At 56.3% G+C, this 16,516-nt stretch carries 11 protein-coding genes; 5 read left to right on the forward strand and 6 right to left on the reverse strand.

Annotated features, from left to right (window positions below; translation table 11 throughout):
- The first annotated feature begins 1 nt into the window (after position 1).
- Positions 2-1,105 (forward strand): ABC transporter ATP-binding protein, encoded by a 1,104-nt coding sequence (locus ACR1XY_RS06755; RefSeq protein ID WP_480591192.1) that lies wholly within the window; start codon positions 2-4, stop codon positions 1,103-1,105.
- A gap of 107 nt (positions 1,106-1,212) precedes the next feature.
- On the opposite strand, the gene ACR1XY_RS06760 is transcribed toward ACR1XY_RS06755, so the two are convergent.
- Positions 1,213-2,274: an extracellular solute-binding protein gene (locus tag ACR1XY_RS06760; RefSeq protein ID WP_480591194.1), complete on the reverse strand. Its 1,062-nt coding sequence runs from the start codon at positions 2,272-2,274 to the stop codon at positions 1,213-1,215.
- Positions 2,275-2,442: 168 nt separating this feature from the next.
- Between ACR1XY_RS06760 and ACR1XY_RS06765 the strand changes: the two genes are divergently transcribed.
- Entirely contained in the window at positions 2,443-4,482 is a 2,040-nt protein-coding gene (locus ACR1XY_RS06765; protein WP_480591196.1) for an oxidoreductase, read from the forward strand.
- Positions 4,483-4,716: 234 nt separating this feature from the next.
- On the opposite strand, the gene ACR1XY_RS06770 is transcribed toward ACR1XY_RS06765, so the two are convergent.
- Genes ACR1XY_RS06770 through ACR1XY_RS06785 form a run of 4 tightly spaced genes read right to left on the reverse strand, consistent with a single transcriptional unit; the run spans position 4,717 to position 10,513 of the window.
- Entirely contained in the window at positions 4,717-6,087 is a 1,371-nt protein-coding gene (locus tag ACR1XY_RS06770; protein WP_480591613.1) for an aminotransferase, read from the reverse strand.
- Positions 6,088-6,115: 28 nt separating this feature from the next.
- The gene (locus ACR1XY_RS06775; protein WP_480591198.1) at positions 6,116-7,294 is read right to left on the reverse strand and encodes an aminomethyl transferase family protein; all 1,179 of its coding nucleotides are present in this window, start codon (positions 7,292-7,294) and stop codon (positions 6,116-6,118) included.
- Positions 7,294-8,865 (reverse strand): phytoene desaturase family protein, encoded by a 1,572-nt coding sequence (locus tag ACR1XY_RS06780; protein WP_480591200.1) that lies wholly within the window; start codon positions 8,863-8,865, stop codon positions 7,294-7,296. Before ACR1XY_RS06780 ends, ACR1XY_RS06775 begins: the two co-directional genes overlap by 1 nt.
- 10 nt (positions 8,866-8,875) lie before the next feature.
- Positions 8,876-10,513, reverse strand: a complete 1,638-nt coding sequence (locus ACR1XY_RS06785; RefSeq protein ID WP_480591202.1) for a phytoene desaturase family protein — start codon at positions 10,511-10,513, stop codon at positions 8,876-8,878.
- Here ACR1XY_RS06785 and ACR1XY_RS06790 point away from each other — a divergent pair.
- Entirely contained in the window at positions 10,512-11,324 is an 813-nt protein-coding gene (locus tag ACR1XY_RS06790) for a TetR family transcriptional regulator C-terminal domain-containing protein (RefSeq protein ID WP_480591204.1), read from the forward strand. The genes ACR1XY_RS06785 and ACR1XY_RS06790 overlap by 2 nt on opposite strands.
- Positions 11,325-11,827: 503 nt before the next feature.
- Here ACR1XY_RS06790 and ACR1XY_RS06795 read toward each other — a convergent pair.
- The gene (locus ACR1XY_RS06795; RefSeq protein ID WP_170554944.1) at positions 11,828-12,283 is read right to left on the reverse strand and encodes an Lrp/AsnC family transcriptional regulator; all 456 of its coding nucleotides are present in this window, start codon (positions 12,281-12,283) and stop codon (positions 11,828-11,830) included.
- A gap of 115 nt (positions 12,284-12,398) precedes the next feature.
- On the opposite strand from ACR1XY_RS06795, the gene ACR1XY_RS06800 reads away from it, so the two are divergent.
- Both ACR1XY_RS06800 and ACR1XY_RS06805 read left to right on the forward strand, forming a co-directional pair.
- Positions 12,399-13,598 (forward strand): methionine gamma-lyase, encoded by a 1,200-nt coding sequence (locus tag ACR1XY_RS06800; RefSeq protein ID WP_480591206.1) that lies wholly within the window; start codon positions 12,399-12,401, stop codon positions 13,596-13,598.
- A gap of 14 nt (positions 13,599-13,612) precedes the next feature.
- Positions 13,613-15,985: a 1-deoxy-D-xylulose-5-phosphate synthase N-terminal domain-containing protein gene (locus tag ACR1XY_RS06805; protein WP_480591209.1), complete on the forward strand. Its 2,373-nt coding sequence runs from the start codon at positions 13,613-13,615 to the stop codon at positions 15,983-15,985.
- The last annotated feature ends 531 nt before the right edge of the window (positions 15,986-16,516 follow it).

Here is a 16,516-nt window from a genome sequence, read left to right on the forward strand (position 1 = left end):
TATGGCTACCCCATCCCTAAAGCCCATCATCGACCTTACCGGCATCACCAAAAATTTTGGTAGCTTTGAGGCCTTAAAAGGCATTGATGCAACCATCTATGAGGGCGAGTTCTTTTCACTGCTGGGCCCCTCGGGCTGCGGCAAGACCACCTTACTGCGCATGATTGCCGGGTTTGAGACGCCAACGGATGGCACAATCGTTATTGCAGGCCAAGACATGGCGGGCGTCCCCGCCAACCGCCGCCCCACCAATATGGTGTTTCAATCCTATGCGATTTTCCCGCATCTCAGCGTGGCAGAAAACGTCGGCTATGGCTTGAAGACCCGCAAGATGCCCAAAGCTGAAATTGCCCGCGAAGTAGAGCAGGCGCTGAAAATGGTGGACCTTGGCGGGTTGGGTGATCGCGCTGCCCACGAGTTGTCCGGCGGTCAGCGTCAACGGGTTGCTCTGGCCCGGGCACTGGTGATGAAGCCGAAGGTCGTGTTGTTGGACGAGCCTTTGTCCGCGCTCGACAAAAAGCTGCGCGACCAAATGCAGGTGGAACTGCGCCAACTCCAGCAAAAGCTTGGTATTACTTTTATTCTGGTGACCCATGACCAGGAAGAGGCACTGACTATGTCCGACCGGATCGCCGTTATGTTCGAAGGCAGGATTGCACAGCTAGCCAGCCCGGAAGAGTTGTACCGCCGCCCGGTGGACAAGCGTGTTGCTTCGTTTATCGGAGTAATGAATTTCCTCGACGCCAAAGCCTCGGGGCGTATGAACGGCCATCTGGCGCTCGATATTCCGGCGCTTGGGAGTATCGAATTACCAACAGCGCAGATCCCCGAAGGAATGGACATTCAGAACCTGGATTCAATTGGCATCCGACCGGAGATGCTGACTATCCTCTTTGATGGCAGCGAACCGACCGAGCAGGTGGCCAGGGGGCAGGTAACTGGAACCGCCTATTATGGCGACATGACCTATTACAGCGTGCGCCTGCCCGGCCATACCGCGGACGTGACAATCTCAATGCGTAACACCGCGGGCCGTTCCATCGTTCCTCCCGGCAGCGAGGTTCCGGTGGGCTGGGGCGCTGACTCCATCGTGCTATTCCAGTGACCCAGGCTGCCTTGGCTGGTCGCCCGGAATAGCATCAAGTTATAGAAAACAAGAAACGCCCCGCCAATTTTGCGGGGCGTTTCTTCTTTCGTGAATACAAGGCGGCTTCAGAAACCAGCTTTAATCAGTTCGAATTCAGCGATCATCTTCTCGCGCAGGTCCGACGGCACCGGCGCTTGCCACAAGGTTTTGGCCCGCAGACTTTCGCTGCTTTCAAGCCCCATTGCCGCGAGGTCGTCCGCGTTCATGTCCGCCATGGCCTTTGCGTTGCCGTGGCCATAGCCCCAGCTGGACACAAGATAATTAGCGGTTTTAGGTTCCAACCAAGCGTTGATGAAGTCATAGAACTTATCTTCAGAGCCCGGCGCATTGGCTAGCTTCGCATAACCGCATACCCAGCTGGACGCGCCCTCTTCCGTGTCGCGCTTGATAGCGATTGGGTGGCCTTCATAGGTCATCGTCGAATATGTCTCGTTCCAGGCCCAGGCCAGATAAACCTCACCGCTTTGCATCAGCTGGGCCAGCGACGCGCCATCGGACCAGTAGGTGCGAACATTCTGGTGCACCGCGCGCAGGAAATCAGATGCTGCCTGAAACTGTTCGTCCGTGGCATTGGTCCAGTCTGTGACGCCAATGGCCAGAAAACCCAAAGCATAGGCATCATCCACATTGTCGCCAATCGAGATCCGCCCCTGATGCTTGGGATCTGCGAAGGCCTGCAGGGTCGCCACGTCCGCATCTTTCAGATGTTCAGTGTGATAGGTGACGGCAGTGTTGCCCCAATCCGCTGGAATGAAATAGCTCTGGCCGTCCTTGGTGTAGGCTTCAATGTCGCGGAAACTCGGCTCTAACTCGTTCCAGCGCTCAATGCGCGCAGTATCCAATGGGGCAAGCAACCCGGCCTCAATCCACTTTGGAACCGACTGTGAACAGGGATGGGCAACGTCTGCGTGGAAACCGGAACGCAGTTTCTGGAACGCTTCCTCCTCGTCACCGAAGAAAGCGAAAGTCGGCCCGTCCCCATGTTTTTCGATGTAAGCAGAGAAGAACTCAGGGTCTTCGTAACCGGCCCAGTCGAAAACGGTCAGTTCCGCATCGTCGGCCAATCCCGCACCTGCCTGAAGTGACAGGGCCATGCCAAGCGCAGTGGCTGTTTTCAATAATTTCATGAAAGTCTCCCTGTTGCCGCGGCCCTGTTTTCCAGCCTTTTGCCTCCTCCGGCGCAGGTAGGACCGTGATAAGAAAAAGGTTAAGAGGGAATCTGACTTGACACAAGAATTATTTGAGCGCTCAATCAAATTATGATGCAAAACCTGCATATCATAGGGTAAATACTGATGCGCGATCCTCGCCACGAAATCCTCTTCCAGCCGCTGAAAATCGGCCCCGTAGAGACGAAGAACCGTTTCTACCAAGTGCCGCACTGCGCGGGCATGGGATGGCGGCGCCCGCGTACTGTTGCGGCAATGCGGGGGATGAAGGCGGAAGGAGGTTGGGGGGTTGTGAATACCGAATTCTGCTCGATTCACCCAACTTCGGATAACGACTACTACCCCTATGCCGCACTGTGGGACGAGGATGATATTCGGGCCAACCAGTTGATGACCGACGCCGTGCATGAACATGGCGCGCTGGCCGGGGTGGAGTTGTGGATAGGCGGCGGTATGGTGACGAATTTCGGCACCCGGCTTGCCCCCCTTGGTATGCGCAACCGACCGCAGACGGATTCCACAGTGCTGCATCCGGGACAGGCGCGCAAAATTGATCGCGAGGACATCCGCAATATTCGCAAATGGCACCGCGAGGCTGCCTTAAGAGCGGTCGATGCCGGTTTCGACATCGTTTATGTCTATGCCACCCACGGCTACCTGCTGTCGGAATTCCTCGACCCGGTGAACAACACACGCACTGATGAATACGGCGGCAGCCTGAGGAATCGGGTTCGGCTGGTGCGCGAACTCATCGAGGAAACAAAAGAGGCCGTTGGTCACAAATGCGCCGTGGCCACCCGTTTCAGCGTCGGGCTGGACGATGCCGAGAGCTATGATGCCTTCGCCATGCTGGCGGACCTGCCAGACCTGTGGGACCTGGTGGTGCCCGACTACGGGGTTGAGATGGGGGTAAGCCGTTTCGTCAAGGAAGCGTCTTTTACGGATAATATCGCGCGAGCGAAATCTCTGACCTCCAAACCCGTTGTGGCGGTAGGGCGTTACACCTCGCCTGAAACCATGGCGCAGGTGATCCGCCAGGGCGGGCAGGATCTGATCGGTGCGGCACGCCCGTCAATCGCTGACCCGTTCCTGCCAAAGAAGATTGAAGAAGGCCGCAGCGAAGACATACGCGAGTGCATCGGTTGCAACATCTGCTACGCGCATGACTCGCTTGGTGTGCCACTGCGCTGCACCCAGAACCCGACCATGGGCGAGGAATGGCGCCAAGGCTGGCACCCCGAGAAAGCCGGGCGCAGCGAAAAACCTGAAAAAGTGCTGGTTGTCGGAGCAGGGCCTGCCGGGTTGGAAGCCGCCCGGGTTCTAGGCGAGCGCGGCCATTCGGTAATGCTAGCCGAAGCAAGCCGCGTACTAGGAGGCCGCGTCACTCGTGAGTCCCGCCTGCCGGGGATGGTTGAGTGGGCCCGCGTGCGCGACTGGCGTGTTGGGCAGATCGAAAAACTGTCCAACGTTGAAATCTATCCGGAAAGCCCACTGACAGCATCCGATGTGCTGGATCTTGGTGCCTCCCATGTGATCGCCGCAACAGGGGCGGTCTGGGCGAGGGATACCATCGGGCGGCATTCCGATACCGGTTTAGAGGAGGAGGCGCCCGGCATGGTCGTCTCGGCGGAAACAGTGCTGAAAGGTGAAACGCTGAATGCGGATCATGTGATGATCTATGATGACGATCACTACTACCTCGGCTCAGTTCTGGCCTTAAAGCTGCGCAAGGAAGGGCACAGGGTCACGCTGGTGACGCCCGCTGGCCGTCCCTGCGATTGGGGCCAATGGACGACCGAGGTCTACCAATCCAATACCGCCTTGATTGAGGCGGGGGTTGCCGTCGTACCCAACCGGATGCTGGTGGCAGCCCATAAGGGAGAGGCAGTCTTGTCCTGCATGTTCTCAGAAAGCCGCAGTACTCATGCCTGCGATGCAATTATCCCGCTTACCCGCCGCCTGCCGGTGCTGGATCTCTATGATGGCCTAAAGGGTATGGGAGATGGATTACACGAGTCCGGCATCAAATCCGTAATCCGCATTGGCGACGCCGAAGCCCCCCATATCATAGCGGCCGCCGTGCAAAGCGGCTACCGCGCCGCGATGGACCTGGGACAGGAAGTTGATCTTGCCACGAAATACGGGCGTCGCGAACATACGGTGTAAGAACACACGCGCAATCGGACTTCCACAATAAGCGCCGCGGAAAGAATGCCTTCTATAGATGCAAACGTTGGATGGCGCTGTGCCTGCCGATCAGGTGAATAGTTTTCAGATGCCGAGTTGCAGCTGGTGCCAAGCATTTCCAGAACAATAGAACAATAAAGGCGGGTGCCGGAACCCGATGCACCCGCCAGTTCGGGAAAGGTGACTGGAGCCTCTGTCACCCCTACCCCAACCTCACACAGTCAGCTGCGCTTCCACCTGCTGAATGGCTCGTTCAAGAATGTCGAACATTTCGTCGATCTGCTCCAACGTGATGATCAACGGTGGCGAGAACACAGCCATGTTGATCAGCGGTCGCACGATCAGGCCCATCTTCTCGCAGGCGGCATCAATCATCGCGCCAAGCTTGCGCTCGGCTTCCAGATCCTCCGCCCGACATTCGATACATCCCAAAAGTCCCTCACCGCGAGCATCGCCGACGATTCCAAACGTCATAAGTTCGCGCAGGCGTGCTTGAAAATGCGGGGTGACGGCGCGGACATGCTCTAGGATACCTTCTCGCTCGATGATCTCGATATTCTTCAGCGCTGCGACGCAAGAGACCGGATGACCTGAGTAGGTGTATCCGTTTGTGTAGGAAGACGGTGTACCCAGGTGACTCATCTGTTCCATAACCCGGTCGGAAATGATGCATGCGCCCAAAGGCAGATAACCAGAGGTCAGACCCTTTGCGCAGGTGATCATGTCGGGCTGAATATCGAAAACTTCTTCGGAGGCAAACCAATGACCCAGCCGGCCGAAACCGGTGACCACCTCGTCGGAGATGTACAAGATATCGTTGGCGAGGCAGAGCTCCCAGGTCCGTTTGTGGTAGCCGGGAGCAGGCACAATGACACCTCCGGAGGAAAGAATCGGTTCGGCAATGAAGGCGCCAATGTTTTCCGCGCCAATCTCTGCAATAGCGGCAGCTAGGTCGGCGACTTTGTCATCGCACCAATCCTCGACGCTCATGTCCGCAGGGCGGCGATAGGGGTTAACGTCGGGCAGAAAATGCACCAGTCGCGTCTCGAAATCGAAATGGCTTTTGTCGCGCTCCTTGCCGGTCACCGAATGGGCCAGATAGGTCGAACCGTGATAGCCCTTTTCTCGGGCGATGATCTTCTTCTTCTGCGGTTTGCCGCGGCGGTTGTTCATGTACTGCATCGTACGCAGCGCCGTATCCACCGCCGTCGAGCCACCGGTAGTAAAGAAGACGTTGTTCAAATCGCCGGGGGCCATTTCGGCGATCTTCTTAGCCAGCATCGCCGATGGTTCAGTGGTGTTGGTGAACGGAGAAGTATAGGGTAGTTTAATGACCTGCGCGGCGATGGCGTCGGCCATCTCCTGGCGGCCATAGCCGATCTGGGTGCACCACATGCCACCGGGCCCGTCGATGTAGCGCTTTCCGGAGGCGTCCCAAAGGTGAATCCCCTCGGCGGTCTCCATCAGCATATTGTCGTATCCACGCCAGTCGTCCATTGCCATCCAAGGATGCAATTGATGGGTGCGATCCCACGTGTGCAGGGTGTTGGGGCTCGGTTCGTTGGACAACGTATTTGGTTTCATTTTGGTCATTGGAAGTACCTAATCCGATTCAGAACGGGCGTGGCGGAGTTGCTCGCGCACGGCTATTGATGAAAAAGGGGTTGTCTTCGATTGTGACCGGCACAAGGCGCTTGTCCCATTGGCCCTCTTCGTTGACGTAAACTTCTGCCCAGAGGTCATCCGTGATGCCCTCGCCGAAAGGCGCTTTGAACTCGGCCAGTGCGATGTTGCGCTTGGTCGTGGGGGACCATACGCCAGAGGTCACATGCCCCACCTCTTTCTTCTTCTTGTGATAGATCAGAGCGCCATCAGCGGGTTTGAACCCGCCAATATCGATCTTGCGCAGGTGATACCGCAGACCGGATTGCCGTTGCTTCAGCAATGCACGGCGCCCATTGAAATGGCCCTTTGTGAAATCCACCATTTTATCGAAGCCCAACTCCAGCGGGCTACGACCGCGCCCCAGGCGCATGGCAGTGTGAACAGGTTGGAAGTCGAAACCAGCGGCGATGAACCCTGCCTCGATCCGGCAGATATTGAGCGCCTCGAAGCCGATCGCCTTCAACCCCCAATGGCAGCCTGCCGCCCACAACCGGTCCCACAAGTCCAACGCGTTGCCATTCGGAACCCACAGCTCATAACCGAGATCACCAGTAAACCCGGTGCGCGATACCCAGAGATCCGGTTCGACCTCGCGCCAATCGAAAGGCTTCATCTCTCCAACATCACCCAGACCTGCATCCTGCAACAGCGAGAACGACGTCGGCCCCTGTAAAGACAACGCCGCGGTGTTCTGGCTCTCGTCTGCGATTTCGACGTCCAATCCCCAGGCGGTGTCGAGAAGCCATGTATACATCGGCTCCTGGCAGCAAAGGCGGAAATCTGTTTCGGAGTAGCGGAACAATGTGCCATCGTCGATGACCATGCCCTCTTCATCGCACCATAGAACATAGCCGACCCGTCCATCGCGCAGCTTGGCGACGTCGCGGGTCACCAGCCGGTTCACGACCTCCAACGCATCCGGTCCTGTAATGCGGTATTTGTGCATCGGCGAAATATCAAACAGGGTTGTCTGGTTGCGGATGGCGAAATATTCGAACTCCACCGTGTCCAATGTCGTGGCCGAAATGTAGCCTGCCCAATTGGTCCAACTCTTAGCAGTGCTGAGCGCCTCCAGCCGCGGCTGGAACGGAGTTTCGATCAAGCCGATGGGAACATGTTTGGTCATCAGAGTACCCCGTCCTTCAATAGCTGCATTGCGCTGTTACGGCCGGCCAAACCGGTCACGTCTCCGCCCGGGTGGGCGCCTGCACCACATAGGTAGTAGCCTTCGGGTCCAAACCGGTAATGCGCCATTCCGTTGGCGGGCCGCACCGTTAGAATCTGGTCGATGCCCATCTCAGCATGATGCCAATGCCCACCCGGCGCCCCTGTTCGCGCTTCAATACAGGCAGGGCTGAGGGCTTGCGTCTCTATGACCAGACCTCCGATACCGGGTGCGTATTTCTCAAGCGTTGCAATTGTGACGTTTGACAGTTTCTCACGAGCTGCCTCATCCCAGCCGCCGTCCAGACCGTAGGGAACAGAACTGACCACGGCAGAAATCACATGCCGACGGTCTTTGGCCAGCGTCGGGTCTGTCAGGCTGGGAATGATCGCCTCAATAACAGGCGCTTTCGGCATCTCGCCGTATTTAGCCGGGTTGAAGGCACGTTCTACATAAGTTGCACTCGGGGCGATCAGCAGCCGGCTCGCCGCAAGGTCGGGATTGAGACCTGTGAACTCCGGCGTACCGCTAAGCACCAGATTGACCTTGGCCGCCGAGCCTTTGCAGCGCTGGTTGCGCATTCGCCGGACTGCTTCGACGTCGTAATGTTTTGTGCCTGTGAGCATCATTGCGGGCATTGGGCCCGTATTGCTCAAAACTGCTCGGGCTGAGATTTGGGTGCCGTCCTCCAGCACCACGCCCGCTGCGTGATCGTTTTCAACCAACACCCGGGCCACGCCGTTGCCAGTAAGGATTTCCGCCCCGGCAGCGCGAGCCGCAGTCTCAAACGCAGCAGAAACTGCGCCCATTCCACCCACTGGCAGCTGCGCACCGCCGCCCTGCCCCAAGCGGTACATTAAGGTAAAGACAGTCCCAGGTGAGCGCGGGCCTGCATAAGCGCCGCGCACCGCATCTGCTGCCAGCGCGCCAGCCAGCGGGCTGTCCTCAAGATCATCCAAAATCAAGTCATAAGCGTTGGACAGGAGAACGCGGAGAAACTCGCGCATGTCCTTCTTGCCCATCCGCTTTAGATCCAGCCCCAGTTTGGCCAATCCGCCAAGTTCGGTGAGCATATCCAGGCTGTTCAAGCCGCCTTCAAGCGACGGAGGGGTTTTCGTAGAAAGCTGGCCCAGCAAACGCGCAAACAGGGTCAAACGGCGCATCAATTCGGCAAAAGGCGCGGCTTCGGGATGAGGTCGACCGTCTGCCAATTCAGCCTTGCCATCACGGATGATCGCATGGTTACCGTCTTCTGATAGCGACACTGAAGCCAGCTTGCGCAATTCCAAGGGAGCACTTGCTGTCCCGAGACCCAACTCTTTAGTCACTTTAGGGTGTAAGTTGTAAAGCAGATGCGCGATCTCCGGCACCTGAGTCCCGCCTGCAAGTGTGGTGTTGCGCGCCATACCGCCTGCGGTCTCGTTCCTTTCGATCACGCAAACCGATTTGCCCTTACGGGCCAGCGTCGCAGCTGCGGCCAGCCCGTTATGACCCGCGCCAATGACAACCGCATCATAGGTAGGTGTCGTCATCATATACTCCTCAGGCTGCGTAGCTGTTCATTGCGTTGCTTTTGCCAATGTTGCGCAGGATTTCTTTGGCAGCATTGGCACCCGGAGCCGCCATCACACCGCCGCCTGGGTGGGCTGAGGATCCGACTATGTACATGCCATCAATAGGCGTATCGTATTGTGCGTAACCGGGGACCGGACGGTTGAAGAGCAGCTGGTCGAAGGTCAGTTCGCCCTGAAAGATGTTGCCTTCGGTAAGACCAACCTCCTGCTCGATATCCCAAGGGGTGCGGATTTCAGCATGTAAAGTCTTGCTGCGGATGTCGGGGCAGGCCTGTTCCAGTTTGTCGAAGACACAATCCGCAAAGGCGCCGCGGGTCTGGCCATTCCAGTTGGTTCCGGCGCGCACGCCGCCCACTTCCAGATCGTAGGGCGCGTATTGTACGAAGACGGTCATCATGTGCTTGCCCGGTGGGGCCATTGTCGGGTCGATCTGGCTGGGGATCAGCATGTCGAAATAAGGGTTTTGCGACCAGCGCCCCTCTTTCCAATCGTCATAGGCGCGTTCCAGTTCGTTCAGGCTTTCGGCGCAATGGAGATCGCCGCGCAAGAAAGGCGCACTCTTGGGTGCGGCAGGAAACTCGGGCAAGGCATCCAGTGCAATGTTCAACTTGCCCGACGAGCCGCGAATCTTGAACCTTTTGACCGCCTTCAAAAAATCTTGGGGTAAATGCTGCTGCTCGGTATGCTCCAGGAAAGTTCGCTTCACATCCATATTGGAGGCGACTAAGGGCGCGCGGTATTCATCGCCATTTTCCAACACGACCCCTGTGACCCTGCCATTGGAAACCAAAAAGCGGTCGACGCCAGAGCCGGTTACGATAGTGCCGCCTGCTTCCTCAAAACAGGCTCCAAGCGCGTTGGAGATTGCACCCATGCCGCCACGGGCAAAGCCCCAAGCCCCAATCGCGCCATCCACGTCGCCCATGTAGTGGTGTAGCAGAACATAAGCTGTGCCGGGCGAATAGACACCTAGGCCCGTACCTATGATCCCCGCCCCGGCTATGTGCGCCTTGATCAGGTCATTCTCGAAATGTTCATCTAGGAAGTCGCCGATCGACATCGACCAAAAGCGCAGGGTCTCGCCCAGCTCCTTCTTGCCCAGCCCATGCGCCTGTTTGATCAGAAACAGCAGCTCGCCGATGTCGCGCGGCTTTAACGAGGTGGGATCTGGTGCGTTTCGCAACAGAAAAGGCCGGATGAAGCGGCATTGGCGTATCACTGTCTGGCTGAACCGGTCATAGGCATCCGCGTCATGCGTACTGTGGCGGCTTATTTCCCGGCGCAGCGCGTCATGGTCGGACATATAGGCAAAGTAGTCGCCGTCCCGGTTAAAGCTGGCACCACCTTCGTAGGGGATCACCTGAAGCCCATATTTTGGCAGTTCCAAGTCGCGCACAATTTCGCGGCGTAGCAGCGAACAGACATAGGAGCAGTTGGAATAGGTCCAACCTTCATGCAGCGACCGGCTCACAGCTGCACCGCCGATCCAATCGTTCTTTTCCACAACCAGAACCCTCAGCCCTGCCTTTGCCAAGTAGCAGGCCGTAGTCAGGCCATTGTGCCCTGCCCCTGCGACGATTGCGTCATATCTGTCGTGCTGCCCCATGAACTTCTCCTGGCTCGACCTTCGTCAGGTGGAGCGTAGAGGAGAAGATATTTTTCGTAAAGTTTTTTTGAGCGCTCAAATAAAAATAAGTGGGCTGACAGGAACAGAGAATTGTGGAACAAGGGAAAAAGTTGAAGTTTGGTTTGGATTTCTCATGGTGGCATCTAAGGGCAGCGGCAGGAAGCCGCGCAAGGAACGCAAGGAAAACGCCGACATGCGACGGCGTCAGATTCTCGATGCGACTCTTAAGTCGATTGTGATTAACGGGCTCGCCAAGACAACGCTGGCGACAGTAGCCAACGAGGCCGGGCTGTCCCAAGGCGTGGCAGTCTTCTATTTCAAGTCCAAGACCGGGATTCTTACCGAAGCACTGCGGGATCAGTACCAAACCTACGAGGCCCACTGGGTGGCGGCGTTGGGCAAGGCACCAGAAGACCCCGCGACCCGGTTGCGCACAATCATCGAGGCGGATTTTAGCCCCAAGATCTGCAACTCCAATGCACTCGCCATCTGGTTTGCCTTCTTCGGGGAACAGAATTTTGTTCCACAATATGCTGAAATCAACCGCGAATTTGAGGACAAACGGTCCAAGATGCTCAGCGAGATCTGCCATCAGCTGGTGCCGGAAGACCCTGACAAGGCCAGTTTAGCTGGGGGCTGGATCGATACGCTGACTGACGGTTACTGGCAGAAACTGCATCTGTTCCCACACATCTACTCACGTGAAGGGGCGCTGACACAGACACTAAATTTCCTTCAAACGCTATTCCCTAACCATGCGGAAGCATTCCAAACAAAGATTGGGAAGTAGACCAATCAGCAGCCCTGCAAACTTCTTAGACTACTCTAAGGGCAGCCGAAGAATATGCAGCTTTTACTTTCAAGCTGATCATTCGATCAGCCTCTCTTCGGATAATGCAATCAAACTTGTCTCTTGGACTTTGCTCAACAAAGACTACGGCGTAATCGCTATCCTCTTAGAAGTGATACAGCACGCTCTGCATGTTTTCGCTATAGCGATGGTGAGAATGGGAACGTGTCGCATGATTTGCTCGCAATGAAACCGCAACGTTATTGCAGCGCCATCTGCCACTTAAGTGCAATGGTCGGCTTCCAATGCCCATATTTTGTTGTATTCAAGACAGTGATCCGAAGTTCGTTGCACCTGAGTACTTGCCGAACGCCAACGCGCTGGCAGCTTTATGCAAGAGCTCCGGACTATAGCGATGCTGACAATGGGAAAATGCGGCGGAAAAAAACCAAACAGCTAAGATGTTTAGCCGTTTGATAGCAACCCATTCTAACTCGGTCTATCTATCCGGGCGGAAAAACAGCTGTCTTTTTTACCGTTCCATAGACAAAGCTGGTGTCGATCGAGGCTATCCCACCGATCGGATGAATTCGGTGGCGAATAAACTCCTCGTAAGCCTCAAGGTCCGACACCAAAACCCGCAACTGATAGTCCATTGCCCCGGTCAGCACGTGGCATTCAAGAACTTCATCGATCATCCGAACACGTTTTTCAAAGTTCTGAACGTCCGTTTCATTGTGTCGCTCTAACCGGATACGCACGAAGACGGTAATGGCCATCCCATACGCGGCAGCGTCAACGTCGGCGCTGTATCCCTTTATCACTCCGTTGGCTTCAAGGTTTTTGACCCGGCGCAAACACGGTGACGGGGACAGGTTCACCTCGTCGGCAAGATCCTGGTTCGTCATGCGCCCGTCACGCTGCAGAGCTCGAATGATCTGCCTGTCCTTAGCGTCCATTTCACCCTCTTGCTTAGCAGATTATGCTAATTTTCATTACCACATTGGTATTTTTCGCAACCAATAGCTCAAAGTAAAGGCGCAAACTGGCTTCAAACTGAATCAGGAGCTTGTAATGACCCGTTCAACCGGATTTGCCACCCGCGCCATTCACCATGCTTACAATCCTCTGGAAAATGACGGCGCGCTGACACCACCGCTACATTTGACGTCCACGTTTACGTTCGAAACCGCAGAAGCTGGTGGAGAGTTGTTCGCCGGTGAGCGTGAAGGTCATATCTACAGCCGTATTTCAAACCCCACATGCGACCTTCTTGAACAACGTATTGCCATACTTGAGGGAGCCGAGGCTGGACTAGCTCTCTCAAGCGGCATGGGGGCGATCACGGCAGTGCTTTGGACCCTGCTGTCGCCGGGGGACGAAGTTATCGTGGACAAAACGCTCTATGGCTGCACCTTCGCCTTCCTGCGTCATGGTTTGGCGAAATGGGGTGTCACGATCACACATGTCGACATGACAGACCCTGAGAACCTGAAAGCGGCCGTTTCCGACAAGACCCGCGTTGTCTATTTTGAAACTCCGGCCAATCCGAACATGCGCTTGGTGGACATCGCCGCGAGCGCCGAAATTGCGCACTCGGTCGGCGCAACGGTTGTAGTCGACAACACCTATGCCAGCCCGTATCTGACCCGCCCGATTGAACACGGGGCAGACATCGTTCTGCACTCCGCTACTAAATACCTCGGCGGGCATGGTGATGTGGTCGCGGGTCTTGTTGTAGGAACCGCTGAACAGATTGCTGAGATCCGCCTTGTTGGGATGAAAGACATGACCGGCGCGGTAATGGCCCCTTTCAACGCGATGCTGATCCTGCGTGGTCTGAAGACACTGAACCTGCGTCTGGATCGTCACTGTGCGTCCGCCATGGTCGTTGCGGACTTCCTCGAAGCACATCCCGCCGTCGGCGAAGTTTACTTCCCCGGACTTGAGAGTTTCGCCCAGCATGATGTCGCGCAGCGCCAGATGTCCCAACCCGGCGCCATGATAGCGTTTGAAACCAAGTCCGGCCTGTCCGGTGGGATCGATTTCATGAACCGCTTGAACATGATCCAGCGCGCGGTGTCCTTGGGCGATGCGGAAACACTGATCCAGCACCCCGCATCCATGACCCATTCGACGTATACCTCAGAAGAGCGGGCCGAGCATGGCATCAGCGATGGTCTGATCCGTCTGTCCGTCGGGCTGGAGGATGTCGAAGATATCCTTGCAGACCTGGAGCAAGCTTTGCCCTACCCTGCCCGCAGCGCCGCCTGAACCCGGAGACCGCCATGCACATTGATCCCACCCAACTGAAGATTGTGGAACAGCGCCTGCTCTGGTTGTCTCATTGGATGATTCACCATGCCAACCATGTTCGACCGAAGGTGGATGGGATCAAGATCGGTGGCCATCAGGCTTCGTCTGCTTCGATGGTATCGATCATGACCGCGCTCTATTTCTCGGCCTTGCGTCCAGAAGACCGGGTTGCAGTCAAACCCCATGCCTCACCAGTTTTTCACGCGATGCAGTATCTCATGGGCAATCAAACACGTGAGAAGATGGAGAGTTTTCGCGGATTCGGGGGGGTGCAAAGTTATCCCAGCCGAACCAAGGATATCGACGATGTTGATTTCTCGACCGGGTCGGTGGGTCTGGGTGTTGCGATCACCTCGTTTGCCTCGATCATTCAAGACTACATCAAGGCCAAAAGCTGGGGCTCAGATGCGCCAATGGGACGTATGGTAGCCCTCGTGGGCGATGCCGAACTGGATGAAGGAAACGTTTACGAGGCGTTGCAGGAAGGCTGGAAGAACGACCTGCGAAACACGTGGTGGATCATCGACTACAACCGACAGTCACTGGACGGTATCGTCCGGGAAGGGCTGTTCGAACGGATCGAGAAAATCTTCGATGCGTTCGGTTGGGATGTCGTGCGTGTAAAGTATGGGGTTCTGCAACGCGCCGCCTTTGAAGAGCCCGGCGGCAACCGCCTGCGTGATTGGATCGACGCTTGCCCCAACCAGGACTACTCCGCTTTGACTTTCATGGGTGGTGCGAATTGGCGACAGCGTCTGATGGACGATCTGGGGGATCAGGGAGACGTGACCGCCCTGATCGAAAGGCGCACGGACGCAGAACTTGCTGCCCTGATGGAAAACCTTGGCGGCAACTGCGTCGAAACCATGGCTCAGACATTTGCAGCCATCGATCATGATCGCCCAACGTGCTTCCTGGCCTACACCGTCAAAGGATGGGGCACCCCCATTGCAGGCCACAAGGACAATCACGGCGGGCTGATGAACAATAGCCAGTTTGCTGCGTGGCAGTCGCATATGGGAGTGCCGGAAGGCGAAGAATGGGAGCCTCTTGCGACAGTGCAGGACCCAACCGCCCTCAAGGATTTTCTGGCCAAAACACCGTTCTTTGCCAAAGGTCCGCGCCGCTATTTCGATAACAAACTGGATGTGCCGTCGATCGAGATCGACACCAGTCGCGAAATCTCGACCCAGATGGCGTTCGGCAAGATTCTTGACGATCTGTCAAAAGGCGACAGCCCATTGGCCGGACGCATAGTGACGACCTCGCCAGATGTGACAGGCACGACAAGCCTTGGTCCTTGGGTGAACAGGCGCAAACTGTTTGCCCGATCCGAACAATCCGACGCCTTCATAGAACACCGCATCCCGTCGACTGCAAAATGGGAGTTCGCGCCGGAAGGGCAGCATATCGAGCTTGGTATCGCCGAAATGAATCTCATGTTGCTTCTGGGAGCGGCGGGTCTGTCGCATTCCCTGTTCGGCAAGCGGCTGATCCCGATTGGCACCGTTTACGATCCTTTTGTCAGCCGCGGCCTCGATGCTCTGAATTACGCCTGTTATCAGGACGCACGCTTCATGCTGGTTGGCACACCATCGGGCGTCACCCTCGCACCCGAAGGTGGAGCACACCAATCCGTTGGAACGCCGCTCATTGGGATGAGCCAGGACGGGCTCGCCGCTTTTGAACCCGCCTTTGCCGATGAGCTGGCGGTGATCATGGAGTGGGCCTTTGATTACATGCAGCGCGATGGCGAAGGACAGCCCGACGAGCGCACCTGGCTTCGCGATGAAACCGGAGGGTCCGTCTATCTGCGGCTGACCACCAATCCAATCGAACAGCCCGGCAAGCGCGTAGACGACGAATTTCGCCAAGGGGCCATCGATGGCGCTTATTGGTTACGAAAACCAGGACCCAATTGCGAAGTTGTTGTCGCCTATCAAGGGGCCGTCGCGCCAGAGGCAATCAAAGCCGCCGGCATGATTGGCGAGGGCCGTCGTGATATAGGTGTTTTGGCCGTGACATCGGCAGATCGCTTGAATGCCGGGTGGACCGCCGCTCAACGAGCGCGTTCTCGCGGTACCCGGTCGGCACGCTCTCACATCGAAACCCTGATGTCCGACCTTCCGCCACATTGCAAGCTCGTCACCGTTATCGATGGCCATCCTGCAACTCTATCCTGGCTGGGGGCTGTGCTTGGACATCAGACCATTCCTTTGGGCGTCGAGCATTTTGGTCAGACCGGAACGATCGGCGATCTATATCGCCACCATTGCATTGACGCAGACGCCATTCTGGAGAAAGTGAATGGCCTGACCCATGGCAGGGCGCTTCACCGTGCATAAGTGGGCTGGACCTGGACAATAATGTAGAGAACAAACTAGCACTGATCATAGACCAAGATAACTATCCGGCCATGTAGACAGTGCTCTTAGGTTCAATGAACCTACCGGACCTGAACTTGGCTGGTTTGATTGGAGATGACGCCCGAAAAACAGGGCTCCTTTGACTAAAAATATATATCTTGGCCCTCTGCACCGGTCCTCGGGAGGCAGCGGTGGGAGGCTCGAAACCTCTCACTCCGACCAAAAAAACAAGGTGTCGAATGTAGAGATATTCTGCCTTATGACCAATTAAATTACCTTTCCGCCAAAAAAGTTACCTCTGGTGGTGAATGTCACACAAGCCTGGTCCAACCGTCATAATTGGGCCTAAAACAAATGAACGTTCAGCTTCAGAAGGAACACAAAACTAAACGCTGCTACTTCAATGAAGTTTGACCCTGGGCTGCGGGTCTGTACGATGACGCGTTGCAGAAAACATCGACTATCAGCCTTTATCTGCCGACTATCATGCTTCAACCGGAGCAAAGCGTG

The organism is Ruegeria sp. AD11(2025) (genome assembly GCF_056542405.1).

Bases quoted from the DNA above. Each gene is read 5' to 3' on its own strand.
- ACR1XY_RS06805 (WP_480591209.1), top strand. From the start codon at position 13,613: ATGCACATTGATCCCACCCAACTGAAGATTGTGGAACAGCGCCTGCTC.
- ACR1XY_RS06780 (WP_480591200.1), bottom strand. From the start codon at position 8,865: ATGACGACACCTACCTATGATGCGGTTGTCATTGGCGCGGGTCATAAC.
- ACR1XY_RS06775 (WP_480591198.1), bottom strand. From the start codon at position 7,294: ATGACCAAACATGTTCCCATCGGCTTGATCGAAACTCCGTTCCAGCCG.
- ACR1XY_RS06795 (WP_170554944.1), bottom strand. From the start codon at position 12,283: ATGGACGCTAAGGACAGGCAGATCATTCGAGCTCTGCAGCGTGACGGG.
- ACR1XY_RS06785 (WP_480591202.1), bottom strand. From the start codon at position 10,513: ATGGGGCAGCACGACAGATATGACGCAATCGTCGCAGGGGCAGGGCAC.
- ACR1XY_RS06790 (WP_480591204.1), top strand. From the start codon at position 10,512: ATGAACTTCTCCTGGCTCGACCTTCGTCAGGTGGAGCGTAGAGGAGAA.
- ACR1XY_RS06800 (WP_480591206.1), top strand. From the start codon at position 12,399: ATGACCCGTTCAACCGGATTTGCCACCCGCGCCATTCACCATGCTTAC.
- ACR1XY_RS06770 (WP_480591613.1), bottom strand. From the start codon at position 6,087: ATGAAACCAAATACGTTGTCCAACGAACCGAGCCCCAACACCCTGCAC.
- ACR1XY_RS06755 (WP_480591192.1), top strand. From the start codon at position 2: ATGGCTACCCCATCCCTAAAGCCCATCATCGACCTTACCGGCATCACC.
- ACR1XY_RS06765 (WP_480591196.1), top strand. From the start codon at position 2,443: ATGCGCGATCCTCGCCACGAAATCCTCTTCCAGCCGCTGAAAATCGGC.
- ACR1XY_RS06760 (WP_480591194.1), bottom strand. From the start codon at position 2,274: ATGAAATTATTGAAAACAGCCACTGCGCTTGGCATGGCCCTGTCACTT.